Here is a 25,588-nt window from a genome sequence, read left to right on the forward strand (position 1 = left end):
AACGTCCTGGTTTTTAGCCGTTCCGGCGCCCTGGCAGGAGGAGCCAGTCGTACGGGATCTCTGGGGCGTCGGCCGGGAGGCGATACTCGTCAGGCTGTTCACGGTTGTACGGCTCGGTGGGGGTCGAGATGATGATCGACTCATCCTCGGAGATACACTTCCAGCCATGGTAGACCCGTGGTGGGATAGTGAGAAGAATGGGTGCGTGCTCGCCGAAGAAGAACTCCTCCACCTGACCGAAGGTCGGGGAGTCCTCGCGGCTGTCGTACAGGGCAAGTTTGATCATCCCTTTCACACAGCAGATATTGTCGGTCTGGATATGATGGCAGTGCCAGGCCTTCACCACACCAGGGTAACTGGTGGTCATATAGACCTGCCCGAACTGTTTGAAACATTCATCATCGCACCTGATGATCTCCATCAACCGCCCCCGCTCGTCAGGTACGAACTGAAGGGGCTTTGTCTTTACACCGTCGATCATTGGTTTTCACTCCTTTCGGGCGCTGGTGCGCCCATGAGGATCCGATATACCATACATTATATATATCTCTCGCTTTGAATCCCCTCGCTGAGACCATTGCTTGTTTTCACCACTCCATTCATCATCCGAACCATGGTGACGTATCGTCTTTCCGGGCCCGTGATCGCAAGATATATATGTAAAAAACTAGAGTTCCCTCCCCAATGTACAGGGGGGGAGAGACTGACGACTCGCTTCGGGTTGGGGTTGTCGGGACGGGCTTTATTGCCCGCGGATTTATGATGACGCTCGGAGGGCAGGACGGGATGGTGCCCGGCCCGGTCCTGACCCGGCGGGCGTCCGACGGCCTTTCCGGCCTGCCAAAATATTTCAAGCCGACCAATGCCGTCGAAGACCTCATCGAAGGTTCCGACCTGGTGGTGGAGTGTTCAGGCCACGTCCTCCATGCGACCGAGGTGATCGAGGAGGTGATGGCCGCCGGCCTGCCGGTGGTCACGATGGATGCGGAGACGCAGGTGACCACGGGTTCGTACTTCGCAGGGAAAGGAGTTTTTTCGGAGGCCGAGGGCGACCAACCGGGATGTCTTGCGGCGCTGCGGGAGGAAGCCCTGCAGATGGGGTTTGTGCCCCTGGTCTATGGGAACATCAAGGGCTACCTCAACCACAATCCCACCCCCGAGGAGATGGACTACTGGGGGAAGAAACAGGGGATCAGCCTGGACAAAGTCACCTCCTTCACCGACGGGACGAAGGTCCAGGTCGAGCAGGCGCTGGTGGCCAATGGGCTGGGTGCCGGGATCATCAGGCCCGGCCTCCTCGGGCCCGGCACCCAGGATCTGACCGCAGGTGCGGAGGTGCTCGCTGAGACGGCGATCCTTGCCGGCGGGCCGGTGAGCGATTTTATCCTCTCCCCCGGCGGACCCGCCGGGGTCTTCATCGCCGCCCTCCATGACGACCGGTTCAAGGGTTATCTCAGCAATTTCAAGATGGGGGAGGGGCCGGTGTACACCCTGATCAGGAACTTCCATCTCTGCAACCTGGAGATCGCAAAGACCGTCCGGCGGATCGCCGACGGAGGAGAACCGCTCCTGAACAACGGCCCGGCCCCGGTGATCTCGGTGGCGACCGTCGCAAAGACCGACCTTCTGCCCGGCCAGGAGATCAAGCAGGGGATGGGGAGTTTTGCGGTGCGCGGGAGCACGGTTCGGACGGCCGAGATCCCGGAGCATGTCCCGATCGGGCTGGTGTATGATGCAAAGGTGAAAAGGAGAGTGACGGCCGGGTCGGTCCTCACCTGGGACGACCTCGAGGTTCCGGAGAGTCGTGCCAGAGAGATCTGGCTGGAACTTCAGGGCCGTCAGGGCCGGTAGACCTGGGTACCGTCGTACAGCCCGGCAACCTCGCCGATGACGATGACCGCCGGGGGCTTCACCCCGCGCAGACGGGCGCGGTCGGCGATCTCCCCGAGCGGCCCGGTCGTCACCTGCTGATCAGGTCGCATCCCGCGCTCGATGATAGCTACCGGCGTGTCGGAATCCTTGCCGTTGGCGATGAGGGCGGCGGCGATCTTGGGGAGGTTTTTGATCCCCATCAGCACCACGATCGTCCCCCTGCTCTTTGCCAGGAGTTGCCAGTCCATGGCCGACTCCCCCTTCGTCGGATCCTCGTGCCCGGTGAGGATCGTCACCTGGGAGGCGAAGCGCCGGTGGGTCACCGGGATCCCGACAGACTCGGGAACGGCGATCGCGGAGGTGATGCCGGGGACGACCTCGACCTCGATCCCGTGCGCCCGCAGGGTCTCCATCTCTTCCCCGCCCCGGCCGAAGAGGAAGGGGTCTCCGCCCTTGAGCCTGACGACATGTTTGCCCTGCCGTGCACGCTCGACCATGAGGGCCTCGATCTCGTCCTGTTCGAGGGTGTGGTCCCCGCCGTGCTTGCCGCAGTCGATCTGCTCGGCGCTCTCCGGGAGGGTTTCGAGGATCTCTTCGCCGGGGAGCTGGTCGTAGAGGATGACCTCCGCAGCGTCGATCGCCTCGCGCGCTCTTGCCGTGAGAAGGCCGAGGCCTCCTGGCCCCGAACCCACCAGCGTGACTTTGCCGCTCACAGGATCAGCCCCAGTTGTTTGTACGCCTCTTTGATGAGGTCGCTCGCCTCTCGCTTCAGGTGCCGCCCGCACTGTTCCGCCTCCTCGGGAGTCGAGATATCTTCCTCGATCCTGACCTGCCGCTGCCCGTCGAGGGAGAGAACCTCGGCAGTGAGGTGGCCATCCCTGCAGTAGATGCCCTGCGGGGTGAAACACCCGCCGCCGACTTCCTGCATCACGATCCGCTCGATCCCCACGTCTTTTCTTGTCCGGGGATCGTTGAGAGCGCTGATCTGGTCGATGATCTCGGGGTCGTTTCTGCAGACGACGGCGATCGCCCCCTGGTTGGGCGACGGGACAAACTGCGAAAGTGGGAGACGTTCGCCCTTCACCTTGTAGCCGAGACGGTCCAGACCGGCCTCGGCGAGAACGATGGCGTCGTACTCTCCTTCCCGCAACTTGCGCAGGCGCGTGTCCACATTGCCGCGGAGTTGCTTCACCTCGATCTCGGGGTCGTGCCTGAGGAACTGTGCCTGCCGCCTCGTCGAGGCGGTCCCGACCACCCGGACTTCGTTGATCCGCATCTCGTGGGCCAGGAAGTCTCCGGGTGCGTCGCGCGTGAGCACCGCCCCGGTGACGACGCCGCGCGGCCGCTGGGCCGGGATGTCCTTCATCGAGTGGACGGCGGCGTCGATGGTCCCGTCGATGATCGCCTCGTCGAGGGCCCTGACAAAGATGCCCTGCCCCCCGACCTCGTGGAGGGGTACTCCGGTTTCCGCGTCGCCTTTCGTTCTGATGACAGCGGTCTCGACCTCGATGCCCAGATCGGTCAGTGCCTTGCAGGCCCGTTCGGTCTGGACGAGGGCGAGTTTACTGCCCCGTGTGCCTATTCTGAGAGACATGTGCTGTATCTGTCTGCGATATGTTCGATGATCTCGTCGGTGTGTACGGCCGAGATGAACTCGGTCTCGAACTGGGAGGGCGGGAGGAAGACGCCGTGCGCGAGCATCTTCTCCCAGAAGGTCTGGAACCGCCCGGTGTCGCTCTCCTTCGCCTCGGCGTAATTTCTCGGTGCGTCGGGTCTGAAGAAATATTTGAACATCGACCCGATCCTGACGAAGGATCCGCCGGCATGGGCGTCCTCGCAGGCTTCCCCGATCGCTCTCGTTCCCTCGTCGAGACTCTGGTAAACGGTGGGGTGATCGTGGAGCCAACCGAGAGCGGCGGTCCCGGCCGCCATGGTGAGCGGGTTGCCGCTGAAGGTGCCGGCCTGGTAGACCGGGCCCTGCGGGGCGACCTGTTCCATCAGGTCTCTGCGCCCGCCGAAGGCCCCGACCGGGAGGCCGCCGCCGATGATCTTGCCCAGGGTGGTGAGGTCCGGGGTGACGCCGAAATATTTCTGCGCCCCGCCGATCCCGAGGCGGTACCCGGTGATCACCTCGTCGAAGATGAGGAGGACGTCGTGTTCCTCGGTGAGTCTGCGCACCTCCTGGAGATATCCTTTCTCAGGGAAGACAGGGCCGACATTGCCCATCACCGGTTCGATGATGAGGGCGGCGATATCATCCGAGGAGGAGAGGACGGCCTCTAGGGCTTCGGGGTCGTTGTATGCGACCTGCCTGGTGTGCTTCACCAGGTCGGGGACGATGCCTGCAGAGTCGGGAACGCCCATCGTCGTCGCCCCCGAACCCGCCTTGACCAGGACGGCGTCGTGGGCGCCGTGGAACCCGCCCTCGATCTTGATGATGTCCTGTCTGCCGGTGGCGGCGCGGGCGAGCCTGATCGCCGCCATCGTCGCCTCCGACCCGCTTGAGACAAAGCGGACCATATCGATGGACGGGTGGTCGTCGATGACCCGCCTGGCAAGGCCGAGTTCCTGCGGGCACGGGGTGCCGTACAGCCACCCTTCGGTCACCTGCTCCTCGATGGCCCGGCGGACCGTCTCATGGGCATGGCCCAGGATCAGCGGGCCGTAGCCCAGACAGCAGTCGATCAGTTCGCGTCCGTCCACCGTTTTGATGAATGGCCCGCGTCCCCCCGCGGTGTAGAAAGGGTAGGGCCGGATCGCCCGCACAGGGCTTGAGACCCCGCCGGGCATCATCGTTTTTGCTTCTTCAAAGAGTTCACTGCTCTTCACTCAGCCACCTCGCTGCGTCTTCTGCATAATAGGTAATAATCAGGTCGGCGCCCGCCCGCTTGATGCAGGTAAGGCTCTCAAGGGCGCAGGTCTTCTCGTCGAGCCAGCCCTGTGCGGCCGCGGCCTTGAGCATGGAGTACTCGCCGGAGACCTGGTAGGCGGCGACCGGGAGACCGATCTCCCGCACCGCGGCGAGGACGTCGAGGTACATCCCGGCGGGTTTGACCATCAGGATGTCGGCCCCTTCTGCGGCGTCCATCTCCGACTCGGTGAAGGCTTCCCTGGCGTTTGCCGGGTCCATCTGGTAGGTGGTCCGGTCGCCGAAGGAGTAGCCAGAGTCGGCGGCGTCCCTGAAGGGGCCGTAGAAGGCGCTCGAAAACTTGGTGGAATACGACATGATAGGGATCTCGGCATACCCCGCGGCGTCGAGGGCCTCCCTGATCGCACGCACCTGGCCGTCGAGCATGCAGGAGGGGGCGACCATGTCGGCGCCCGCCTGGGCCTGGCTCACGGCGATCTTCTGCATCAGGGCAAGGGACGGGTCGTTGAGGAGGTCGATCTCGCCGCTGCAGGTCTCGCCGATGACCCCGCAGTGGCCGTGGTCGGTGTACTCGCAGGCGCAGACGTCGGTGATTACCACCATCTCGGGACAGGCGGCCTTGACCGCAGCCACGGCCTGCTGGACCACCCCGTTCTCAGCATAGGCCGAGTGCGCCCCGGCGTCCTTCCCGGCCGGGATGCCGAAGAGGATGACCGCCCGCACCCCTGCCGCTTCCAGACGCCCGGCCACGGCGGCGGCGTCACCGATAGGGTAACGCCACTGTCCCGGCATCGATGCGATGGGCACGGCCTCTTCAATGGTCTCGTCGAAGAAGACCGGCATGATCAGGTCTTCCGCCGTCAGCCTCGTCTCCCTGAATAGGGGCTGGAGGTTTCTCTTTCTCAATCTTCTCAGTCGTCTCTCCGGGAACATAATCGGTCACCTCGTGTGATCGCCCTCACCAGCTGCTCGGCGTCCTCGATCCGGCCCTGCTCCGCGCACGACCGGATCGAGAAGGTGGCGTCGATGAGGAGTTTTTTTGTCAATACTCTTGATAGGTCGTCGATGACGACTTTTGTCTCCGGGCCGCATCCCTGCAGCCGCGTCAGGGCCCGGTCGCGTTCTCTGGTCCTGACCGCTTCGGCCCAGGTGTACAGACCGCTGAGCACTTCGCCCGCCGAGGCGCAGTTGACCTGTGAGAGGAACCGGTCGAGTTCCTCCTCGATGAACGTCTCCGCCCTGGCTGCCTCGGTCCGCCTTGTCTCGATGGTGTGCTCGTTGACGTCCCTGAGGTTGTCGATGGTGTAGAGGCTGACGCCGTCGACCTCCGCCGCATCCTCCTCGACGTCCCGCGGCTGTGCGATGTCGACGACGACGAGGGGACGCGGGTGGCCTTCGGTGGGCCAGCACCGGTCTCGCATCGCCCGGCCCAGGATCTCCCTGGTGATGATCGGGTGCGGGGCCGAGGTGCAGGTGATGACAACATCGGAGAGAGTGATATATCTGGTGAGCTCGCTGAAATTTACCGCTTTCCCCCCGATTTTCTCAGCAAGGACGAGGGCGCGTTCATAGGTCCGGTTGGCCACATAGATCGCGGTCAGATCCCTGGCGGCGAGGGCCTGGGCCACGAGCAGCCCCATCTCGCCGCTGCCGAGGACCAGGATGTGGCGTCCGTCCAGGCTGCCGAGGAGATCTTCTGCCAGGGCGACGGCCGCCGAACCGATCGAGACCGCCCCGCGGTTGATCTCGGTCCTCCTGCGCACCTCGACCCCGACATGCACCGCCTTCTTGATGCAGAGGTCGATGATCGGGTCGCAGGTGCCGGCTTCCTGTGTCAGTGCCAGCGCTTTTTTCAACTGCCCGAGGATCTGGTCCTCGCCGATGATCATCGAGTCCATCCCGGCGGCCACTTCGAGGAGGTGGCGGAGCACCTCGACGCCATCCAGAATCTCAAATGTGTCTCTTCCCTGATCATGGAGGAAGTCGGTGAGGGCCTGTGCGTCGCCGTGGACCAGCACCTCGACCCGGTTACAGGTCTGGAGAAGGAGGGCGCCCTTGAACCGCTCGCGTGCGGCGGAGAGGAAGGCCTCCTCGTCAGGGAACCTGAACCTCTCCAGGTCGCCGAGGGCTGCGGCGTGGTGGTTGAGCCCGGCCATGGCCAGGTCGGTATGGAGAATTTTTGTCACAGATACCGCTCCTTAATCCGCTCATATGCCTTGTCCTCGCCTTCGGCAAGCCATGCCCAGGCTTCGGGGTCGTGGAGAACAGCCCTGAGCACCGTTGCACGGTCTGCCTGGTCGGGGACGGTCTGCTTGAGGGTCTCCCGCAGTCTGGCCTCGGTCCTGATCATCGAGTCGAGGTGCGGGTATGTCTCTTCGAGGTGCTCGCGCAGGAACCTGGGGACGGCAGGGCTTGCGCCGCCGGTGCTGATTGCGAGGAGGTACTCCTCGCCCCTGACCACCGAGGGGATGAGCGTGTCCCCTCCGTTCCCCCTGGCATTGTTGAAGAGGGCGCCTGCCTCCCGCGCCGCCCGTCCCACCCGGTTGTTCATCTCCTCGTCGGAGGTTGCGGCAATGGTAAGGAACGCGCCGTCGAGCAGGTCGGCGAGGGCGTTGTCGTCCATCGTGGAGAGGTCGGCCTCCAGACATCTGGCGCCGAGTCCTGAGAACTCCGGGAGAAACGATCTGCTGACGACGGTGACCTCTGCTTCACGGCAAAAATAGGTCGCTTTCCGCAGGCCCACCGCCCCGCCCCCGAAGATGACGACATGCCGGCCGGCGAGGTCGATGATGAGCGGGACCATCACTGATCAGTTGGAGGCGGCCGCAGATTAAGATTATGTATTATCTTGCAATCTCGATCGTAGCACCGGGGAACCACCTGCTATATATCGTCCTTCTTCCCACCCATGGGCATGACTAATGATTTCTATGCCTTTGGCGCCATCGATGCGGCCATCTCGCGGACAAAGTCCCTCCTCTGGCCGTTCAACGCGGGAGTCTGGTTGAGGCTCGCCGTCATCGCCCTCTTCATCGGTGGAGTGGGGGGTTTCAATCCCTTCTCCTACAATTTCGGTGGTGCCGACGACTTCGATCAGGCTACGGTTCCCGGCGATCTCGGACTCTCAGACCCGACGATTCTTCTGATCATCGGGGCCGTCCTTCTCCTGGCTCTCCTCTTCCTCTATCTCGGGTCGGTCTTCCAGTTCGTCTTCGTCGACTGCCTCAGTTCGGGAGAGATCTCGCTCTCTCGCACCTTCGGGATGCGGACAGGCAAAGGTCTGCGCCTCTTCCTCTTCCAGGCCCTGCTCATTCTTCTCCTCATCGCGGCCATGGCCTTCCTCGTCGTGCTCTTCGTTCTGCCAGCAGCGGCGGTTGGGAATGCGTCCATACTCGTCGGGCTGATCGTTCTCATCCCGGCCATCCTCCTCCTGGCCCTCGTCTTCGGCACGATCTTCCTCTTCACGACCGACTTCGTCGTCCCGGTGATGGTCGCCGACGATTGTGGTGTCATCGCGGGGTGGAAGAAGGTCTGGAGTTTCCTCGTCGCCGACCTGAAGAACGCGGCTGTGTATCTGGTCACCAGGTTCGTCCTCGGCATCGTCGTCGGGATCGCGATGTTCATCCTGGTGCTCCTGGTCCTGCTCATCGTCGGCATCCCGCTCGGCGGCATTGCACTCCTTGCGATGGCTTTTGTCGGGGACGCAGCTCCTGCGCTCTTCATTCTCCTCCTGGTCGTCGGCATGCTCATCGCAATCCCGCTCCTCCTCCTGGTGCAGGTGCCGTTCGTGACCTTCTTCCGGTACTATGCGCTCCTCGTCCTCAGAGAGTTCAGCCCTGAGCACGACCTCCTCGCGGTCCCCGAGGCCTGAGAGGAGATCACAACCCTTTTGGACGCGAGCGATCCATTTCGAGGCATGAGTTCAAGCACCCATGCCTTCGATGCATTCGACGGTGCCGTCGAACGGACGCAGTCGCTCCTCAGGCCCCTTGACTTCGGCATATGGATGCGGCTTGCGGTGGTCGCCCTCTGTGCTGGCGGCTTCGGCGGGTTATCCCTGAATATCATCTCCCTGCTGGCTCTGGAAAAACTGGCAGGCACCGGGATCACCTCGTCCTCCGGATACCTCGCAATCCTTGGAATTTTCCTTGCCGTCCTGCTCGTCATCCGCTGTATCGGGGCGGTCTTCCAGTTCGTCCTGGTCGACGGCCTCACCGTCGGCCCGGTCACTCTCTTCTGGACCTTCGATGTACGGGCAAGGAAGGGGCTGCGCCTCTTTCTCTTCGAGGCACTCATCGGGGGCGCGCTCCTTGGATTGGGCGCCCTCTTTCTCACTTCGTACGACTTCTCCCTCTCCCTTGAGTCGATACCGGTATTGTTCTCTGCGTCACCTCTTCTCCTCCTCTCCGTCCTCCTCCTCTGGTTCGTGATGATCGTCACTATCGACCTGGTCGTCCCGGTGATGATCGCCGACGACTGCGGGGTCCTCGCCGGGTGGAGGACGGTCCTCGGCCTCGGTGCGGCCGATCTCAGGAACACCCTTGCCTATCTGCTGACGCGCACCGTCCTGGCCGTCGCCGCCGACCTCGCTGTGATAGTGCTGATTCTCATTGCAATGTTCTTCATCTTCCTGATCGCCCCCGGCATCTTTGCCATTCCTCTTGTTCTCCTCGCCGCCTTCCTCATCCCGGTGCCGTTCCTTGGTTTCTTCCGGTACTACGGCCTCCTCGTCCTGGGATATTTCAGCCCTGCGCGCGACCTCCTGACCCCTCGCCGGGGTTAGGGATTCCGTGCGCCGGGCGGGAAGCCACCCTGCGCGGGTTTGAGAGCACCGGACCATCGCTCAGGTCTATGATGCGGTGCGGATCGAGGCGATGGTCGCGGAGGGGAGCGCCATGCGAAAAATGATTTGAAGGCTGACATGCTGGAAATCTCCTCAATTTTCGGAATTATCCGACACCATGAATGCTCCGCCGCCTACGAAAATCCATCGGACGGGGTGGCGGTGGCAGCCACCGGGGAGCAGACCTCGGGGGTCGACGCCCCCCTCGGGGCTCCTCCGGTCGGGAAAACCCTTATATGTGAGTATGGCGAATATTGTAGAGCACTGCGGTGATACAACACCGGCAGAGCGCCGATAGTGTAGTGGTTATCACTAGGCGTTGCCAACGCCTAAACCCGGGTTCGAGTCCCGGTCGGCGCATAAGGAAGTCATGTTCGATTCCCTTATCTTCTTCTCGTACATCTTCAACAGTATGGACACATTTCTCGCATTTGATTCTTCTTTTCACGGCGACAGGCATCAATACGCATGGCGCTCCCTGGTCGGCGCACTTTTTTTCGCTCTTGATCGGTGAATTTTTTCAGAAATTTTGGCTGTGAAGAATCGGCTTTGTTGAAAACCTCTTCATGGGTGCACACCCTTGCCCCCGCACGACTGAGAAGCGGAGGACAGGATCACTCTCTGAATGATCACACTCCGCCTTCCGGGCCCTATCTTCATCCCGGGGGGTTCCGGGGGCAGCGCCCCCGGCGCAAGTGTGTGGGAAGGCACGTCGATCAGGCGTGCCGTCCCGCCTGAATGATTCTCGCCTGCCGTCTCGCACCGGAGGAGACCCCCGGACCTCCGGGATTGCGATTGAGGCAGGAAGGCAGGAGGCGTTCGTTCTGGGGGTGATCCCATTCTCTGCCGATCCGTCGTGGTGGGGGTGGCCCATCCTGAACTTGTTGGGGTGAAGCCAGATCGGCTTAATGCTAAACCTGGCCCGTGGGGGGGTAAGAACCAGCGGAGTATCATTCTCTGGCATATGTGGGGGCAAAAGATATATTGCAGCGACAATAATGTTTATCGCATATAAGGCTAATCTTCATTAATAGGGATATAAAATGTCAATTAACGGTATGCCAAGTCCTGGCAAGGGTTATTGCCCAATATGCAATGAAAAGGAACTATTTGTCCCAATGTATGTGAAAAAAGGTGATTGCGAAATGATCTATTGGCAATGCGCAAGTTGTGGATTTACTCCAAGCCCAAAAGTAAAAATAAATGAATATCCTGGCGGACATCTGTTTTCTTCAGAATTGTGAATAGGTATTTCGCTTCATCTTTTTTTCGTCAACTATCCTGGCCTAAAGGTCGGTGCCGGGGACTCTCCCTGTAGTGTTCAGTCATCACCGAAATGTCCGATACTTTTTCGTAACCTTAGATCCTGCGCCATCTCTCCTTCTTGCGCCGGGGTGCACGGCCATAGCGATTGCCAGGAAGCGATCGTGAAGGGGGGTGCCGCTCCCTGCCTATCCTCGCCGGGGGTGGGTCCGGGGGCCTCTCCCGGCGCGAGAGAGCAGACGAGAATTCCTCGTCCTTCTGGAGGGGCGACACTTCTGATCGGTCTGCCTTCCCCCCCATGAATCGCACTGGGGGTGCTGCCCCCGGATCCCCGGGATTGCGATTGGAGCGGGAAGGCGAGAGGTGATCGTTCTGAGGAGGTTTCCGTCCCCGGCGCTCTCTTCACGTGGGGGACCGGGGAGTGGTTAACCGCCGCACAAAGATCCGTACAGGGGGTTTCTTCACGGTCAAAAATTTCTTTCGTTCAATTGTATTCTCCTGGCGACCTTTTGTTCTTGATCGCCACCGGTAGTGAAGATCTTCTTTCCCCATCTGGCGTCTCCAGGGATGGCGGGGATGGCCTGGTTCATGTCGGGGTGGAGACTGCCCTCGATGTTTTCGCAAGGGGACTAAAAAAGCACTGGAATTATGATCTGATCTCTTCCATCTCCTTCTCAAGCGCTTCGACTCTTCTCTTCAGGTCTTCGAGATCCTCAGACATTTCAGAGAGTGTCTTTGCCTTTGTCAACTCACCGATGAGCGCCTGGTTCAGGTTTGGATAGTTCCGATCCGGGTGTTCCGAATCGCAGACCATTCCCTCCAGCCAGCGGTAGAGATGGAGGGGCAGTCTTCCTGATATCTGTCCTCTTTTGTCGTCGTTTGCCGGCACAATAGAAAATTGGCCGATAATTAATATGAACACTCTGAACGCTATATGGCCCAAATAGAATATCTTATATGTCGGGGTGTCGCAGGGTGGATCATGACTCGATGGCGCGGCAACCTCTGTATGATCGGTGGTGTGAGATGAACCCTGAAGAGGGGAGACGCACTCCTGTCTCTTCTGTCCCCCACGACTCTTCCGGGGAAAGTAAGGAAGAGGAATCTCCTCCCCCCCTAATAAAACCTCGTGCCACGACGATCGGCGAGACCCTCTCAGACATCATTCTCCGCACACTGGACGAGCGTCACCGCAGTCGGGACGATAGGGTCAGGTAGATGACTTGATTGGTGTGAACCGAAGATCTCTCCCTCGTGGGAAGATATTTCGGGAAACAGTCCGTCTCTTTAATTTGCGGGGGTGAAGTCTTCAAAGTCGATCCCAGGAATACATCACAGATGTGCTCAAACTGTGGAAGTATCGTGAAAAAGAATCTCTCTGAGAGAGTCCACGAATGCCCATATTGTGGGTTTGTTGCCGATAGGGATTACAATGCTGCGGTAAATATTCACCGCGTGGGGATGGAACAGCCCTTTGAGCCTGTGGAGACGATACCTCTCCATCACATCTCTGTGATGCAAGTACTGTCCATGAAGCAGGAAGCCACGCCCTTCAGGGGGGGGTAGTTCACAAAATAGAGACTATGGTATTGACAATAGTCTCCTTCGAGAACCGTTATCTTTTCTTGTCTCATCCAGTCCTCTGCCGATGCGAACCCCGTGATCGGCCACAGGAGGAGGAGAAGATAAGTGGCGTTTCGGGAATTTTTTGAAAAAGTGACCGGGACGATTGGTCTGTGTGGTTTCTCCTCACTGGAAGCGGGTTCTGAACTCCTGATCGAAGGGCACCATAACGCCGGGACTGCGATCATGCTCGGCCTGGGGCTTGTTCTGCTCTTCTTTCTGCTGAATTATATTTCAAATGCCCATCCGGAACCGCCCGGTTCGTCGGTCGGATCTGCTCGCCCCGGATTGAACTCGTATACGTGTCATTCCCTGAGCACCGGCAAGGACGATCCCGAAAATGAGGATGAGTCCGGGGACGGTGATGATGCCCCTGACTACGGAGATTTCTGCGATTGTGGTGATTTTTAGTTCTCAGAATGTCATCTGCTCCCTCCCTTCCCACTTCACATATCCCTGCTGCACAAGCCACCGCGCCGGCGGGAGGAGGAGCACCGCCGCCGCCACGTACCAGGGGTTCATGAAGGAGAGGACGATGAGGAGGAAGACCGGGAGACCGAGCGCCAGGAGATAGGAGGCGAGGACTCTGGTATCATAGAGAAGGACATTTGGCGAGAGTCCGGTCAGGAATATCGTCACCGCCAGTCCGTAGCATGAGACCGAAGAGCAGAGGATAAGTGCGGGCAGGAGATATGCCACCGCACCGACCGCCAGGGTGAGGAGAGCGATGAAGGCGACCGGGATTACTTGCAGCACGGCAAAACTGCAGATCTTGCTTTTTATGACCATGGTGACGCTCACCGGGAGGCAGGCGTATGGGCCGAAGGAATCGAACATGGTGAGCCAGACGTACATCGTCGAGGCGACCACGCCGGTGATGATCGCAAAGAGAAGGAGGATGCTGTGCTGCGGGAGGAAGCCTCCGAGCACCGAGAGGAAGCACCAGATGAGTCCGAGCGGGACGAGGAAAGAGAAGATGGTCTGCCCGACGGCGCTGCCGCTTCTGGAAAGGTCGATGATGTCTTTTGCGGCGAGGGCGGGGTACGGGAAGAGGGACAACCGGTCGGTCAGGGGTGCCAGTCGGTTGTGGTAGTGTTTCGTTGTTGCGGCCGATTCGGGAGTGAGAAGGGCGATGGCGACCGCGCTGAGGATGAGCACCTCCGCGCACGCGGCAAGGAGCGTCCACCACGAGAAGGCGTGGAAGAGTGTTAGCGGAAGGAAGAGCACTTCGGGGCCGGCGCCGGCGGTCACCGATGCCGCCGCCCCCATGCCGAGGACGAGAACGCAGACGAGTGCAAGGAGACGCTTCGAGCGAGTGTAGACCATAGAGAAGAAGAACGCGGCCGAGAGCCCGGTGAGAAACGAGAGGGAGAGCGTGAGCAGGAGGAGGAGCACTGTCTCGAACGAGACGCCGACCGAGGGTGCGGCGAGCGCGAACCCCAGGACGAAGGGGAGCACCCAGAGGAGGATGTAGTAGACTGTGTCCTTCACGACAAAGTTGAGGAAGATGAACCGCTCAGAGAGGGGGAAGATCCGCGCCGAATAGGCGAGACTGCTCGACTGCCCGAACCTCCTCTCCATCACTTCGTTCATCAGGAGCCCGAATGCCCCGACCATGAGGCCGAGGAGGAGGAAGAGCGCGTGGATGACGAGGGCGAAGTCTCCGAAGGGGAGGATGGGTTCGAGGTAGGGGAGGAGGAATGAGCCCATGAAAGCGATGGCGCAGATCAGCACCGGGTAGAGGGCAAAACTCAGACTCCCGAACATCGTTGAGTGGACCCGCCACTCCTCTTTCATCATGGCCCGGAAGAGTTCAAGCATGGGCACCGGTCCTGACGAGCGAGAGGAAGTACTCGCCGAGGTGCCGACCGCTTCCGGTGACCTCCGCAATCCCGCCGGTGGCCAGGAGTTTTCCGGTGTGGAGGACGGCAAAATCCGAACAGATCTCCTCTGCGATCTCGAGGATGTGCGTGGAGATGAAGACGGTGTTGCCCTCCTTCACATATGCCCCGAGATAGTCCTTCACCTTCTCCTGCATGATGGGATCGAAGTTGATGAGCGGTTCGTCGATGAGGGCGAGGACCGGCCTGTGGAGAAATGCCTGGGCGAACATCAGTTTCTGCCTGGTGCCCCGCGAGAGGTCTTTGCAGAGTACGTCGCGTTTGTCCCCGAACTCCAGGAACTCAAACCACCACGCTTTCCGCTCCTCGATGTCGGGGATCGTCCTGACCTTCCCGACAAAGTCGAGGTACTCCTCCGAGGTGAGGAAACTGGGTGGTGTCTCCTGCTCGGGGATGATCCCCACCCGCGACCGCACGCCGACCGGGTCTTTCTCCGCATCGAGACCGAGGACCGTCGCCGACCCTGTCGTCGGCCTGATCTGCCCGGTCAGCATCTTGATCATCGTGCTCTTCCCCGATCCGTTGGGGCCGAGCAGTCCGAAGAGCGAACCCTGTTCAACAGATAAGGTTATGCCGTCCACTGCTCTGGTCTCCCCGTAGACCTTCGTGAGATTGTGCACCTCAAGTATTGAGCTCAATCGATCTCTCCGGTTGAAGGTGGAGTCTCGCGGGTTATCAGTTTTTTTAATTTCTCAGGGTTCAGATCCGGTAGAATAGATGGGATACTTTTTCTGTGGGCCTGCAATCAAGGGGTCCGAGTCCTCTCCGCACCATGCATGGTGGCGGTGGACTTCGGGATTATCTGAACTCTGATCGCTCTCCTGCATGTCCGCAAAAATAGGATTTATCGGCTCTGTTGAATCAGGCATGAACCCCAGGCTCAAGCATACGCGATTGAACATTGCTCAGAACAGCGTCTCAAGATGTGAAAGTGTTCCTCTCCCTTGCGCCGGTACACCAGAGAGGATCTCGTTCCATCGCCTCCCCCCGGCGCGAGATTGCGGTGAAGAGTCTACAATGGGGGCGGCACGTCGGATCATCACACCGTTCCCCACGCGCTCGCACCGGGATGGCGATGGGGGGGAAGGCAGAGAGGCGATCGTTCAGAGGGTGATCCCGGCCTCCGCCGATCTGTCACACAGGGACAAGGGTGTGTTCATCCTCCGATGTCCACTCCAGGAGAAGAATCCAACCAGAACAATTATGCGAGATAAATACAAGGAATGGTTTGACTGAGACCATGCGAAACGACTGGATCATCTTTGGCACCTGGATCCTCATTCTGGCCATCTTCTTCTTCGATTTCCACGCACAACTCTCGGGGGTCATGGGAGTGATCGGGTTTGTGTCGGTCATCGTCGGCGCCCATGCCGAGGAGAAGACATAGCCGACCCTTTTGTCACTCTCAAGTTTCGGCTCTGTAGAATCGGGCATGAACGTGGGGTTCAAACATGCGGGATGAAAATTTCTCGCCGCTTGATCGCTCTCTTTTCAAGACAGAAGAACTGGTGGAGACCTCACTCCATCGCCGCCCCTGCCTATCTTCGGTTCGTGGGGGGTCCGGGGGGCACCGCCTCCCGGCGCGAGACGGCGGTGAAGGTTCGACGATGGGGGGCGGCCGATCAGATCGACGTGCCTTCCCACACCACCATGCCGGGGCGCTGCTCCCGGTGTGAGCATGGGGGAAGGCGGTTGAATCGTACTCAAACCTAGAAAAAGTGAGGTTTTCTACAGGGCCCAAGTTTCAGATAATTCCCCGGGCCAGAAGAAGATATGAGGCCCGAAGGCCCGGCCCTCCCTTTCAGGGGGCCTTCAGTTCCGGTATTTTCCGGCTGTATCCTGCCACCGTGCTCCCGCTGTACTGAACCGTGTGCCCCTTCAGCGCCTTCTTCAACTCTTTTCCGCTCGCACCGGCCGGAAGATCGAGCGGGGCGTCGGTGCCGTAGAGGTTGAAGTAGTACTCGTGCGCCGCCCCCTCAGACAGGCACGGGCCGCTGTACCCGATCTTCCCGAGGTCATTCTTCCCCTGCCGTGCCCGAATAGGAGACGAGACCTCCGGCTTTGCGGGAATCCCTTCAGGGATCAGGTCTGTTGCGGGGATGTTCCAGATGAGCCAGTGATCGACCTTTGCTCCCGGGTCGGTGAGAATGATCGCGATGTAGGGCGATTCCAACCTTGAAATACGAATTTCAGGTGAAATGTCCTCGCCTTCGCAGGTATGTCTCTTCGGAAAAATGTCGAATCCGATCTCTACAATAGGGTTTTCCATCCTCGATACCTCCGCAGGAATGTCGTACGTACTATATGAAAGGGGAAGGTTGTGAAGACATCTCGAAAGAGAGAGATGGAATCTGTTCCCTGTGATCAAAATGTGAGATCATCCCGGAACTCTCCTGCCTCACTCTTGCAGAAGATCGAGATGGATGATGGTGGAGAGATCTTCACCTCCAGATAGCGCAAACATGCATCCATGACCTTTCCCTATCAATCGCGCCGGGGGTGCTGCCCCCTGACCCCCGGATTGCTATAGCGCCGGGAAGGCGGAGAGAAAATCATGAAAAGGGGGTGAGATACTCCGCTCATCTTCATCCGTGGGGGGGTCAGGGGTGTTTCCCCCGGCGTGAGATGATAGGTTCAGATCTGTCTGGTGGGGCGCCCCGTCTGATCGCCTGCCTTCTTTCTCAATCGTGCTCCGGGATGAAGATGGGAACGGGGAGGCAGAGGGTGATCGTTCGGAGGGTGCTCCAGCCTTCTGTCGATCCGTCACGCGGGGAATTATGATCGATGAGGGGATGGCAGAAAGCCAAATTTGGGGAAAAAGCGATCGCATTCTTTCATCTCTTTTCTGGGCTTTGTACAAATCATCTTGATGGATCTCTTCGCCGGGGGGCTGGCCGCCCCCCGATCCCCCCGCATCACGATAGGGGAGTGGACTGCAACCCCCTCTCTGTGGTCATCTCTCCGCCTTCCCGACCTATCTTCATCCCGGGGGTCCGGGGGCAGCGCCCCCGGTACAAGCATGAGGGAAGGCGATGGATTCAGTTCACAGGGGGGTCGTGGTGATGAAAAGAGGATGTTTTTCTACAGAGCCCTTTTCTGTCCATTCTTATCTTTTTTGATAAGGGATCAGGGGATTACTTCAACAGCCCAACACTCTTGTATTTTCTGTGGGCTTGAGAAAATACTGTCAAATTTGTGTTGCTGTATGTTATCTTTGTGATGGGAAAACCCCTCCAATCTCTGTCAGAAAGAAGGAGGCATGATAATGAACCATGTCAGAGCAGTAGAGATCACTCTGGGATGAGTTATATCAGGGGGAAAAGCAGGGATACAGACTCTTGATGTTGATCCTGATCTCAAGATGTATCCTGTTGACCCGGAGCATTCAGAAGGGAGAAGAAGAGAATTGATGTTTGGGAGAGAGATCTATTCGACCATCTCTTTGAGTAGTTCTTTTATAATCTCTTTCTGGACTTCTCTGAACTCTTCGGACCACAGGATTTTTGTTGTGACCATTCGTGAGATCTCTCGCATCTCATCCTCGGCAATAGACTCATCATGGGTCTGTACTCTTGAGAAATGGTCCAGTATAATGTTTCGAGCAACCTGTGAGACAGAAATATTATATTTCTGAGCGATATCATTGAGTTCTGCATAGGTTTCAGGCGTTATCCTGATGCCGATGAATTCTGTTTTTCGCTCCTTTTTTGGGGTTCGACCCATAATCCTCAATTGTTGTTATCTTTGTTGATGAATTTTGGTGCTTTTTAGTTATCGCCAGTATCAAAAAGAAACATTTATCGGATATCATAGATATCATTGATACTTAATCGAGATTCTGTGAACAGACAAATTCCTGAAGAAAAGGCTGGAAAAAATATTGAGAAAGAGTGTTCGGGCAAGGTGAAAAGGTTGTCAGGATGGGTAAATAAGAGGTCACATCATCAGAGGGCCAGAATTGAAAAAATTCCTTCTACTGGAGCACTGACATTTTCAATGGCTATTCTGCATGCTCTTGAGGAACGCGGTTGGGAGACTGGAAAAGAAGGATATCGGTGTGAATCAAATGGAAGGTTCGACTCTTGAAAAAAATCGGATCGCTGAATGTGCAGCGTTATGCGGATCTGATGCCCTCTGAGATCCGTGACGCCGTCGCACCTTTGTCCGACGATATGGCCTGGGCCATATTTATGGCCATCCTCCACCATAGGAACCTGAGAGATTCCGATTTCATAGAAATCTTTGGATCTACATTTACAGCTGAGGGCAGGAGACGTCTGAAAAAATTGGAAATGGCAGGTCTGATCGAGAAAAAAATAAATTCTCAAGATGGTGCCTGCAACACCTCAGATATTCATTATGTCCTCTCCCATCCAGGTAGAGATCTTCTTGACACACTTTTCGGTATGATCCTGAAGAATTGCTCATGGACTCAGTAGAATAGGGCATGAACCAAAAGCATCCCTCAAGCATGCCACAGGAGTAATTTTCATAGCAGATCTTCCGGGTGATAATCATAGTAATTGAGGTCATCCAAAAACTCTCCTGACTTCCCCCTCTTCTAGAGATAAAGAAAGATGATGGTGTAAAAATCTCCTCTCTTCGTAGCGTGAACATCCATTCATCGCCTTCTTCTCTCCTTTCACCAGGTGCTCTGCCGCCCGATCCCTATCTTCGTCGTGGAGGGATCCGGGGGGTCTCCCCCCGGCGAGAGAAAGCAGGAGAATATTCTTTACTCTATAGGAGGGGCGGCACGTGGATCGGTCTGCCTTCCCGCATGCTCGCGCCGGGGGCTCTGCCCCCGGACCCCCGGGATTGCGATAGGGGCGGGAAGGCACACGTGATGATGATGAAAAGGGGATTAACCTCCTCCTCCCTATCTTCTGCGGCGGGAACGGGGGCAACCAGCCACCCAGCGGAAGATCTGCGATCAGATTTTCTGGAATGAAGGGTTTTGATACGGACGAAGATTCATGTTCGGGAGACTTTTGGGATATGCTCACTGCCACCTCCTTTTTTCAATTCCTTCCGCCGATGAATCTTCAGTCGCTTTGATTCATCCACAACAGAAGAGTTTCATGGCAGAATTGTTTCATCCTGGTCTGAACAAATTTGATCTCAGGGTCGGGTCTGAAAATATCCTCCATTGTATTGTTCTTTATGATCATCTTATTTTTTGAAAACGAAAATTCTGTACATCTCCAGAAATCATCTGCTTCAGCGAAAATGCCCTTGAACAAACCCCTGCATTGTGCATCCATACCATTTTCGCAGAAGATCAAAGTGGATTTTTGTGGGCAGCCTCGATTCTTCCTGCCCATCAATACACCCAGTTCCAGAGTTGCCGATTGATTCAGGTTATGTTCTCCGTCATGTTCGTTAAAGAAGAAAAAGATGTGGACCTGACACATATCAACCAGGGTTAGACTTTTTCGGAGATTTCGGACATCCTCATCGATCTCTTTCTCCTCCGGGTTGTCTTTCAGGTCTATGGAGAGGTAGGTGTTGTGATAATGATGCTCTCTCAGAAATGTTCTGGCGGTTCTGAGGAGCGTAAGATTTTCCCCCGAAAATGAGCCAAAAATACCTATTCGAAGGCTTTTTTTCAGATCATTTATCGCTATTATCTGAGAATCAAGAGATCTGGAGATATCCATTGGATTAAAATCATCTGCGACAAAATATATTGATTATTATTTTGTCTGATCGCTGAATCGTAAACTATATTATCGATGGTCGTGAATATGAGACCATTGTCATGGCCGGGATGAACGCAGATAAAATTCAGGAGTATGCAGGTCTTATGCCATCAGAAGTTCGTGATGCCGTCAATCCTCTCTCCAGCGACAAGGCATGGGCGGTGTTTATGGCCCTGATGCGTCATGGAGACCTGAGGTTCTCCGAATTAAAAGCGATCTTTGAGTCCAGTTCTTCAGGGGATATAGACAAATTCCTGAAAAAACTGGAGATGGCAGGTATCGTCGAGAGAAAGGTGAAAGATCTCGGCGATGCCGGCGATTCCTCAAGGGTATATTATGGGGTCTCATATCTGGGCCGGAGACTGAATGAATCACTTCTTCAGGGTCTTTTTGGTCTCAGGAACCCATCAGACCAACCGGAGCCGCGTCTTGATCATGGGGCGAGTTGTTCGGCACAGAACAAGGGCATCGTGAGTGGCGGCACCCCCGAATATACGGCCCGGTTGAAGACTTCCCCCGGAGTGAGAACCGGAGAGGATAACCACGCGCCGGCGTCCCGGCGCGAGGAGCAGGTGCGGGACCGGAGAGCCAGGAAAAAAGGACTGAACCACCTCAGATCTTGATATCATCCACCCCTGAGTTCTCGATGTGGCGATACACCCCTTCGATGTCGTAGGGGTGGTCGGCGATGTAGTGGTAGACCTCGAGGTAGGTGTTGTACTTCTCGACATAGTCGTTGTGCTCATCGATGAGTTTGAGGTAGGCCCGATGGTCCTGGTCCCACTCTGCACGGGACTCGTAGTTCCCACCGGTGAGTTTTGTCTCCATCTCCTCGATCTCCTCTTCCCATGCCTTCATCCTGTCATGCATGAAGGGGAGGCGCTCCTCGATCTTCTGGTATGTCCCGGTGATCCGGGAGATATAGTTCACCCGGTTGAAGCGCCCGGTGCCGTCGCCGATAGGAACAACAACCGCCTCCGCGCTCCCGTAGGGCTCGGTGTACAGTCCGATGTAAGTCGGTTCGGTGCTCTCGATGTAGAAATATTTCCCGGTCTCTGGCCCCTCGAAGACCCGGAAGGAAGGGTCGCCGCCGGTGCTGATCCTGATGCCCGCCGCCGCGTGGTGCTCGTCGGGGAAGAGGATGAAGGCGGTGTCGTACCCCTCATGGGCCAGGAGGCCGATGAGGAGGAGACTTTTCTCGTCGCAGTCGCCGGTCCGGTCCCTGACCACCTCGACCGGATAGCGAGGGTGGGCCGGGGCGTTCGGGTCATACGGGATCTGCTGGACGAAGGTGATCAGAAACTCCAGGTACTCGCCGGCATTGAGGCCTTCCCGTGCCCTGACCGACCTGAAATCCCTGGCCATATCGTCGAAGAAGTCCTTCATCGCCGGGTCGTCGATGAACCGCCGGTAGTATGCCGTCATGACCCCTGGGTCGTTCCAGTCCGCGCCCGGCGGCAGGCCCTTGTCGACGCTCCGTGCCCCGGCGTAGACGCTGCCGTTCACCTCCACCTCGACGGTATAGGTCTTCCTCTCGAACTTTGTCTCGAAGACTCGCGTCACCGTCGGTTGCCCGGTCGCCGGGACGATCGTCTGGACGGCGACGCCCTCCCTTGTCGTTGCACTCTTCTCTACGGCGGGCAGGTCGGCAGACCCGGCCCGCACCTCGGGAATATCCGCCTGCTCAGGTTGCTCTCCTCCGGGTGCGATCGCGCCGGTATCGGTGCACCCGGCCGTCAGGGAGAAGACGAGCAGGACGCAGAGAAGGAGAGAGATGGTGCTCTGTCTGTTCATGGGGGGTACCTCAGGATGGACAATGGTCTTGTTGCATCGAGTATCTGCCTGCAGATGGAAAAGGGTGTCCTTCGATACACTCCCTGTCACCACATGGCGGGGATCATGAGGATTGACAGGGGGCGGGATTCTGTTGATGGGCGGTGCGGCCCTCTCATCTGATCCACTTCAATGCCGTCCTCGCGGCTCTGTAGAATCGCTCATGAATCGAGAGGATGCCTCAAGCATACTGCATGAAAATTTCGTCTCGCAATTTTTCTGGGCGTGGAAAGATCTTTGATCCCTCTCAATCGCCGCCCCTGCCTATCTTCGGTTCGTGGGAGGTCCGGGGGTTTTCCCCCCGACGCGAGACGGCGGGGAAGATTCTACGATAGGGGGCGGCACGTCTGATCCCCTCTCACCGCGCCTCCTTGCGCACCTCCTCCACGAACCGGCGCATCGCCCCGACGCCATCGACCATCAGCGGCGCCACCTCGTGGACGAAGGCCGTCCTGTCGAGGCTGGTGGTGGGGCGCTCCTCGCGGTACAGGTCGAGGGCCCGCCGACCGTCATAGTCGACGCAGGCCACCCTGATCCCGAACCGGTCCTGGGGGAGCATGACGGCGTCCCCGCCGATCGTCGCCACATGGTGCGGATGGGCGAGGAGGGCGGTGCTGAGGTCGTTGGAACGGGTGACCCCGTACTGTTTGAGGTCGTCGGCAAGGAGGTTGAAGTCGGCGAGGAAGTAGAACCCGCCCTCAGGCACCGTCGTCATCACGCCGTCGATGGTGGAGACCGCCTTGCTCATATACCGGCAGATGATCCCGTGGACCGCCCTCGCCGTCCGCATATATTCCTCGATCGCCGGGTCTTCGGCGTACGCCGTGATCGCGGCGTACTGTACCGGGGTGGAGGCCGAGGTGTACATCGTCGCCGCCACCTTCGTGAAATCGGTGACCAGTTCTTCGGGGCAGTCCTCCGGCAGGATGCATGTGCCCAGGCGGTAGCCTGCAGCCGAGCGGTCCTTCGAGAGCCCTCCGGTGACGAAGGTTCCCTCGGGATACACCGTGCCCATCGAGGTGAAGCGCTCGAACTCGTATGTCGTGAGCGCGTAGATCTCGTCGGCGATCACCAGACACCCGTACTCCCGGCAGATCGCCGCGATCGCCTCCAGTTCCGGTTTTGTGTACAGGGCGCCGGTCGGGTTGTTGGGGTTGTTGAAGATGAGGATGTGGCGCTCTGCCGGATGGGCGGCAAGCACCGCCCTCAGGTCCGCCGGGTCGAGCCGATAGCCCCGCTCGGGCCTGGGCGGAAGCGTCCTGTACTCCTTGCCGAGCAGTTTGATGATCGGGGCATACCCGATCCAGGCCGGCGACGGGATCACCGCGGTCGCCTCCATCATCGAGAAGATGATATAGATGAGTTCCTTGGAGCCGTTGCCCACGACGACCCGCTCAGGTTCGGCCCGGACACCGAAGTGGCGTGCATAGAACCCGGCCACCGCTTCGCGCAGTTCCTCGGTCCCGGCGGCCTCGGTGTAATGTCCGAGTGTGGCCTCCCGTTTCAACGACGTCACCAGTCCGGGCGGCACCGGGAAAGGCGACTGCCCGAAGGCGAAGTTGAAGAACCTGGCATGGCACCCGATAGCGCTGCACCGCTTTCTCTGCTCCGCGACCATCAGTCCGACCCGCAGGTTCTCAGGGACGGCGACCGCATCGATCCGTGGATCTGTCCTGATCGCATACATCTGCTGCATTGCTCTTCCCCACTCCGGCATCCTATGCCGAACCCTCGCTATAAATCCCTTCTGCCGGCTTTGTAGAATCGCTCATGAAGCGAGAGGATACCTCAAGCATACTGCATGAAAATTTCTTCTCGCAATTCTTCTGGGCGTGGAAAGATCTTTGATCCCTCTCAACCGCCGCCCCCGGACCTCCGGGATTGCGATTGGGCCGGGAAGGCAGAGGGGAGAATCATGAAGAGGATGGTGTCGATCCCTGCGTTCTCTTCACGCGAGGATAGAGAGATCTCGTTCGATTGCATCATGGTGGCGACCTTTCGTTCTTGACTCGCCACTAGAGCCTTTTACTCTCTCTCCCTCCTCCTCTCAGAAGCGCTTCGGGTCGGTCTCCACGTCGACGATCGCCGGGACTCCCGAGGCAAGCGCCTCCCTGACGGCAGGGGCGAGTTCGTCGGGCCGCTCCACCCTGAAGCCCTTCCCCCCGCAGGCCTGTGCATAGTCGACGAAGTCGGGGTTGTGCAGGTCGGTCCCGAAGTTCGGGTAATGCTCCACCTGCTGCTCCACCAGGATCATCCCGAGTTCATGGTTGTTGAGGAGGATGACCGTGACCGGGAGGTTATACTTGACCGCGGTGAGGAACTCGGCCATCGCCATCGTAAACCCGCCGTCGCCGGTGATGCAGACGGCCGGGCGGTCGGGGTAGGCCAGTCGTGCCGCCAGCGCCGCCGGGAGGGCGAAGCCCATCGTTGCCAGGTACCCCGACATCACGAACTTCTGTCCGGAGCGCATCCTGAAATTTCGGCCAAACCACCACCCGTTCTCACCCACATCGACGGAGATGACGGCATCGTCGGGGAGGATCTCGGAGAGCACCTGCATGATATAGGGCGGACGGATGGGCACGGCCCTGGAGTCGGCCTCGGCTGCGATCTGTGACAGCCATTCCGCCTTCTGGCCGGCGATCTGTTCCTTCGCCCCGTTCTCCTCCCGTTCATCGAGATGCTCCAGCAGACGCGGGAGCACGACGGCGCAGTCCCCCCAGAGAGAGAGCGTCTCCCGGTTCTTCCCGAGTTTGACCGGGTCGAGATCGATCTGGACGAGCGGTGTCTCCTCCGGCACCCGCGTCCGCGTGGAGAACCCGACCCCGCAGGTGAGGAGGAGGTCGGCCCCGGTCGCCCATCTCCGCGCCGCAGGCGTGCCCACGCTCCCGAGCACCCCGATATGCCAGGGATGGTCCTCGGGGATCAGTCCCTTGGCCCGGTAGGTGGTGAGGACCGGGGCCCTGATCCTCTCCGCGATCGCAAGGAGACACTCCGTCGCCCCGCGCGCCCCCCACCCCGCGATGATCACCGGCCTCGATGCGGCGTTGACGACCCTGGCCGCCCCCGCCACCAGATCGTCGTCGGGTGCGATCCTGACCGACGGCGGCGTCCCCTCCCGCGGGCAGCAGGTAGGGTCGAGAATCTCCTTCTGGATATTGTTCGGGACCGAGAGCTGGGCCACACCCCTACCCACGAAAGCCCGGCGCACTGCCATATCGACGAGTTTGAGGGCGCGGCTCTTCTCGTGAACCGTGTTGTTGAAGATCGTGACCGGCCTGAAAAAAGCGTCCTGGTCGATCTCCTGGAACCCCCCCGGCCCGACGTACTGGCCTTCCACCTGTCCGTTGAGGGCCAGGACCGCGGCCCGGTCCTCCTTTGCATCGTAGAGCCCGGTCGCCAGGTTCGTCGCCCCCGGCCCTGCGATCGTCACGCAGGCCGCCACCTTCCCGGTCAATTTATGGTAGGCCGACGCAGCCAGCGCCGCATTCTCTTCATGCCGCACCTGAATGAACCTGGCGTCCGGATGCTTCCTGACGGCGTCGATGATCCCGAGCGACGAAGTGCCCGGCACCCCAAAGAAAAGGTCGATCCCCCACCTCACCAGTTCCGCGATCATCGCCTCGGCGACGGTCTGCTCCCCGGCGGGTGTACTCTTCTCGTCCATCTTTGCGTCCCCCCGCCC

26 protein-coding genes and 1 tRNA gene are annotated in these 25,588 nt (G+C 58.8%); 10 read left to right on the forward strand and 17 right to left on the reverse strand.

All coding sequences use genetic code 11. The features are described 5' to 3' along the window. Positions 1-13: 13 nt before the first annotated feature. Positions 14-481 (reverse strand): dTDP-4-dehydrorhamnose 3,5-epimerase family protein, encoded by a 468-nt coding sequence (locus RJ40_RS00060; RefSeq protein WP_265581298.1) that lies wholly within the window; start codon positions 479-481, stop codon positions 14-16. A gap of 278 nt (positions 482-759) precedes the next feature. On the opposite strand from RJ40_RS00060, the gene RJ40_RS00065 reads away from it, so the two are divergent. Next, positions 760-1,851, forward strand: a complete 1,092-nt coding sequence (locus RJ40_RS00065; RefSeq protein ID WP_265581299.1) for an SAF domain-containing protein — start codon at positions 760-762, stop codon at positions 1,849-1,851. Here RJ40_RS00065 and cobA read toward each other — a convergent pair. From cobA to RJ40_RS00095, 6 genes are read right to left on the reverse strand one after another with little or no spacing between them, the layout of a single operon-like run. Continuing rightward, positions 1,839-2,585, reverse strand: a complete 747-nt coding sequence (gene cobA, locus RJ40_RS00070) for a uroporphyrinogen-III C-methyltransferase (RefSeq protein ID WP_265581300.1) — start codon at positions 2,583-2,585, stop codon at positions 1,839-1,841. The two genes, RJ40_RS00065 and cobA, sit on opposite strands and share 13 nt — an antisense overlap. Further along, positions 2,582-3,466: a hydroxymethylbilane synthase gene (gene hemC, locus RJ40_RS00075; RefSeq protein WP_265581301.1), complete on the reverse strand. Its 885-nt coding sequence runs from the start codon at positions 3,464-3,466 to the stop codon at positions 2,582-2,584. The genes cobA and hemC overlap by 4 nt, the downstream gene beginning before the upstream one ends. After that, positions 3,451-4,701 carry a glutamate-1-semialdehyde 2,1-aminomutase gene (gene hemL / locus RJ40_RS00080; RefSeq protein ID WP_265581302.1) on the reverse strand — a complete coding sequence of 417 codons (1,251 nt, stop codon included), beginning with the start codon at positions 4,699-4,701 and terminating at the stop codon, positions 3,451-3,453. Before hemL ends, hemC begins: the two co-directional genes overlap by 16 nt. Further along, positions 4,688-5,674, reverse strand: a complete 987-nt coding sequence (hemB, locus tag RJ40_RS00085) for a porphobilinogen synthase (RefSeq protein ID WP_265581303.1) — start codon at positions 5,672-5,674, stop codon at positions 4,688-4,690. The genes hemL and hemB overlap by 14 nt, the downstream gene beginning before the upstream one ends. Beyond that, positions 5,653-6,897, reverse strand: a complete 1,245-nt coding sequence (gene hemA / locus RJ40_RS00090; RefSeq protein ID WP_265582585.1) for a glutamyl-tRNA reductase — start codon at positions 6,895-6,897, stop codon at positions 5,653-5,655. Before hemA ends, hemB begins: the two co-directional genes overlap by 22 nt. A 26-nt stretch (positions 6,898-6,923) precedes the next feature. Continuing rightward, positions 6,924-7,544, reverse strand: a complete 621-nt coding sequence (locus tag RJ40_RS00095) for a precorrin-2 dehydrogenase/sirohydrochlorin ferrochelatase family protein (protein ID WP_265581304.1) — start codon at positions 7,542-7,544, stop codon at positions 6,924-6,926. Between the two features lie 111 nt (positions 7,545-7,655). Between RJ40_RS00095 and RJ40_RS00100 the strand changes: the two genes are divergently transcribed. From RJ40_RS00100 to RJ40_RS00110, 3 genes are all read left to right on the forward strand, one after another. Then, positions 7,656-8,612: a DUF7544 domain-containing protein gene (locus RJ40_RS00100; RefSeq protein WP_265581305.1), complete on the forward strand. Its 957-nt coding sequence runs from the start codon at positions 7,656-7,658 to the stop codon at positions 8,610-8,612. 45 nt (positions 8,613-8,657) lie between these two features. After that, positions 8,658-9,524 carry a DUF7544 domain-containing protein gene (locus RJ40_RS00105; RefSeq protein ID WP_265581306.1) on the forward strand — a complete coding sequence of 289 codons (867 nt, stop codon included), beginning with the start codon at positions 8,658-8,660 and terminating at the stop codon, positions 9,522-9,524. Positions 9,525-9,872: 348 nt separating this feature from the next. After that, positions 9,873-9,944 (forward strand) — tRNA-Gly (locus RJ40_RS00110). 1,549 nt (positions 9,945-11,493) lie between these two features. Here the strand turns inward: RJ40_RS00110 and RJ40_RS00115 are convergent. After that, positions 11,494-11,790, reverse strand: coding sequence for a hypothetical protein (locus RJ40_RS00115; RefSeq protein WP_265581307.1), 297 nt, complete (start codon positions 11,788-11,790; stop codon positions 11,494-11,496). Between the two features lie 311 nt (positions 11,791-12,101). Between RJ40_RS00115 and RJ40_RS00120 the strand changes: the two genes are divergently transcribed. Further along, on the forward strand, positions 12,102-12,413 hold the full coding sequence (locus tag RJ40_RS00120) for a transposase (RefSeq protein ID WP_265581308.1): 312 nt from the start codon (positions 12,102-12,104) through the stop codon (positions 12,411-12,413). A 123-nt stretch (positions 12,414-12,536) separates the two neighbouring features. Beyond that, positions 12,537-12,881 (forward strand): hypothetical protein, encoded by a 345-nt coding sequence (locus RJ40_RS00125; protein ID WP_265581309.1) that lies wholly within the window; start codon positions 12,537-12,539, stop codon positions 12,879-12,881. A gap of 3 nt (positions 12,882-12,884) precedes the next feature. On the opposite strand, the gene RJ40_RS00130 is transcribed toward RJ40_RS00125, so the two are convergent. After that, positions 12,885-14,291: a hypothetical protein gene (locus RJ40_RS00130; protein WP_265581310.1), complete on the reverse strand. Its 1,407-nt coding sequence runs from the start codon at positions 14,289-14,291 to the stop codon at positions 12,885-12,887. Beyond that, entirely contained in the window at positions 14,284-15,009 is a 726-nt protein-coding gene (locus tag RJ40_RS00135; RefSeq protein ID WP_265581311.1) for an ABC transporter ATP-binding protein, read from the reverse strand. Before RJ40_RS00135 ends, RJ40_RS00130 begins: the two co-directional genes overlap by 8 nt. Before the next feature lie 590 nt (positions 15,010-15,599). Here RJ40_RS00135 and RJ40_RS00140 point away from each other — a divergent pair. Next, positions 15,600-15,758: a hypothetical protein gene (locus tag RJ40_RS00140; RefSeq protein WP_265581312.1), complete on the forward strand. Its 159-nt coding sequence runs from the start codon at positions 15,600-15,602 to the stop codon at positions 15,756-15,758. A gap of 414 nt (positions 15,759-16,172) precedes the next feature. On the opposite strand, the gene RJ40_RS00145 is transcribed toward RJ40_RS00140, so the two are convergent. Beyond that, on the reverse strand, positions 16,173-16,640 hold the full coding sequence (locus tag RJ40_RS00145) for a YbhB/YbcL family Raf kinase inhibitor-like protein (RefSeq protein ID WP_265581313.1): 468 nt from the start codon (positions 16,638-16,640) through the stop codon (positions 16,173-16,175). A 1,157-nt stretch (positions 16,641-17,797) separates the two neighbouring features. Next, a complete protein-coding gene (locus tag RJ40_RS00150) occupies positions 17,798-18,094 on the reverse strand; it encodes a hypothetical protein (RefSeq protein ID WP_265581314.1) in 297 nt (98 codons plus the stop codon). Between the two features lie 117 nt (positions 18,095-18,211). On the opposite strand from RJ40_RS00150, the gene RJ40_RS00155 reads away from it, so the two are divergent. Beyond that, positions 18,212-18,457: a hypothetical protein gene (locus RJ40_RS00155; RefSeq protein WP_265581315.1), complete on the forward strand. Its 246-nt coding sequence runs from the start codon at positions 18,212-18,214 to the stop codon at positions 18,455-18,457. Then, positions 18,454-18,810, forward strand: coding sequence for a hypothetical protein (locus tag RJ40_RS00160; RefSeq protein ID WP_265581316.1), 357 nt, complete (start codon positions 18,454-18,456; stop codon positions 18,808-18,810). Before RJ40_RS00155 ends, RJ40_RS00160 begins: the two co-directional genes overlap by 4 nt. 90 nt (positions 18,811-18,900) lie before the next feature. On the opposite strand, the gene RJ40_RS00165 is transcribed toward RJ40_RS00160, so the two are convergent. Both RJ40_RS00165 and RJ40_RS00170 read right to left on the reverse strand, forming a co-directional pair. Further along, the gene (locus RJ40_RS00165; protein ID WP_265581317.1) at positions 18,901-19,380 is read right to left on the reverse strand and encodes a hypothetical protein; all 480 of its coding nucleotides are present in this window, start codon (positions 19,378-19,380) and stop codon (positions 18,901-18,903) included. A 33-nt stretch (positions 19,381-19,413) separates the two neighbouring features. Further along, positions 19,414-20,028, reverse strand: coding sequence for a hypothetical protein (locus RJ40_RS00170; RefSeq protein WP_265581318.1), 615 nt, complete (start codon positions 20,026-20,028; stop codon positions 19,414-19,416). Between the two features lie 146 nt (positions 20,029-20,174). Between RJ40_RS00170 and RJ40_RS00175 the strand changes: the two genes are divergently transcribed. Further along, complete coding sequence (locus RJ40_RS00175) at positions 20,175-20,693, forward strand: winged helix-turn-helix transcriptional regulator (RefSeq protein WP_265581319.1); 519 nt, start codon at positions 20,175-20,177, stop codon at positions 20,691-20,693. Here the strand turns inward: RJ40_RS00175 and RJ40_RS00180 are convergent. The 3 genes from RJ40_RS00180 to RJ40_RS00190 all read right to left on the reverse strand — a co-directional run bounded on the left by RJ40_RS00180 (position 20,683) and on the right by RJ40_RS00190 (position 25,570). Further along, positions 20,683-21,864, reverse strand: coding sequence for a hypothetical protein (locus RJ40_RS00180; RefSeq protein WP_265581320.1), 1,182 nt, complete (start codon positions 21,862-21,864; stop codon positions 20,683-20,685). The genes RJ40_RS00175 and RJ40_RS00180 overlap by 11 nt on opposite strands. A 397-nt stretch (positions 21,865-22,261) precedes the next feature. Then, positions 22,262-23,599 (reverse strand): pyridoxal phosphate-dependent aminotransferase, encoded by a 1,338-nt coding sequence (locus RJ40_RS00185; protein WP_265581321.1) that lies wholly within the window; start codon positions 23,597-23,599, stop codon positions 22,262-22,264. 351 nt (positions 23,600-23,950) lie between these two features. Further along, complete coding sequence (locus tag RJ40_RS00190) at positions 23,951-25,570, reverse strand: thiamine pyrophosphate-binding protein (RefSeq protein ID WP_265581322.1); 1,620 nt, start codon at positions 25,568-25,570, stop codon at positions 23,951-23,953. Between the last annotated feature and the right edge of the window lie 18 nt (positions 25,571-25,588).

Source organism: Methanofollis aquaemaris (assembly GCF_017357525.1).
In the GTDB taxonomy this organism is placed as follows: domain Archaea; phylum Halobacteriota; class Methanomicrobia; order Methanomicrobiales; family Methanofollaceae; genus Methanofollis; species Methanofollis aquaemaris.

Coding starts and splice junctions, on each gene's coding strand:
- hemB (WP_265581303.1), bottom strand. CDS start 5,674: ATGTTCCCGGAGAGACGACTGAGAAGATTGAGAAAGAGAAACCTCCAG.
- RJ40_RS00105 (WP_265581306.1), top strand. CDS start 8,658: ATGAGTTCAAGCACCCATGCCTTCGATGCATTCGACGGTGCCGTCGAA.
- RJ40_RS00060 (WP_265581298.1), bottom strand. CDS start 481: ATGATCGACGGTGTAAAGACAAAGCCCCTTCAGTTCGTACCTGACGAG.
- RJ40_RS00065 (WP_265581299.1), top strand. CDS start 760: ATGATGACGCTCGGAGGGCAGGACGGGATGGTGCCCGGCCCGGTCCTG.
- RJ40_RS00130 (WP_265581310.1), bottom strand. CDS start 14,291: ATGCTTGAACTCTTCCGGGCCATGATGAAAGAGGAGTGGCGGGTCCAC.
- RJ40_RS00185 (WP_265581321.1), bottom strand. CDS start 23,599: ATGCAGCAGATGTATGCGATCAGGACAGATCCACGGATCGATGCGGTC.
- RJ40_RS00100 (WP_265581305.1), top strand. CDS start 7,656: ATGACTAATGATTTCTATGCCTTTGGCGCCATCGATGCGGCCATCTCG.
- RJ40_RS00170 (WP_265581318.1), bottom strand. CDS start 20,028: ATGGATATCTCCAGATCTCTTGATTCTCAGATAATAGCGATAAATGAT.
- hemC (WP_265581301.1), bottom strand. CDS start 3,466: ATGTCTCTCAGAATAGGCACACGGGGCAGTAAACTCGCCCTCGTCCAG.
- RJ40_RS00150 (WP_265581314.1), bottom strand. CDS start 18,094: ATGGGTCGAACCCCAAAAAAGGAGCGAAAAACAGAATTCATCGGCATC.
- RJ40_RS00145 (WP_265581313.1), bottom strand. CDS start 16,640: ATGGAAAACCCTATTGTAGAGATCGGATTCGACATTTTTCCGAAGAGA.
- hemA (WP_265582585.1), bottom strand. CDS start 6,897: ATGGCCGGGCTCAACCACCACGCCGCAGCCCTCGGCGACCTGGAGAGG.
- RJ40_RS00190 (WP_265581322.1), bottom strand. CDS start 25,570: ATGGACGAGAAGAGTACACCCGCCGGGGAGCAGACCGTCGCCGAGGCG.
- RJ40_RS00180 (WP_265581320.1), bottom strand. CDS start 21,864: ATGAACAGACAGAGCACCATCTCTCTCCTTCTCTGCGTCCTGCTCGTC.
- RJ40_RS00175 (WP_265581319.1), top strand. CDS start 20,175: ATGCCATCAGAAGTTCGTGATGCCGTCAATCCTCTCTCCAGCGACAAG.
- RJ40_RS00095 (WP_265581304.1), bottom strand. CDS start 7,544: ATGGTCCCGCTCATCATCGACCTCGCCGGCCGGCATGTCGTCATCTTC.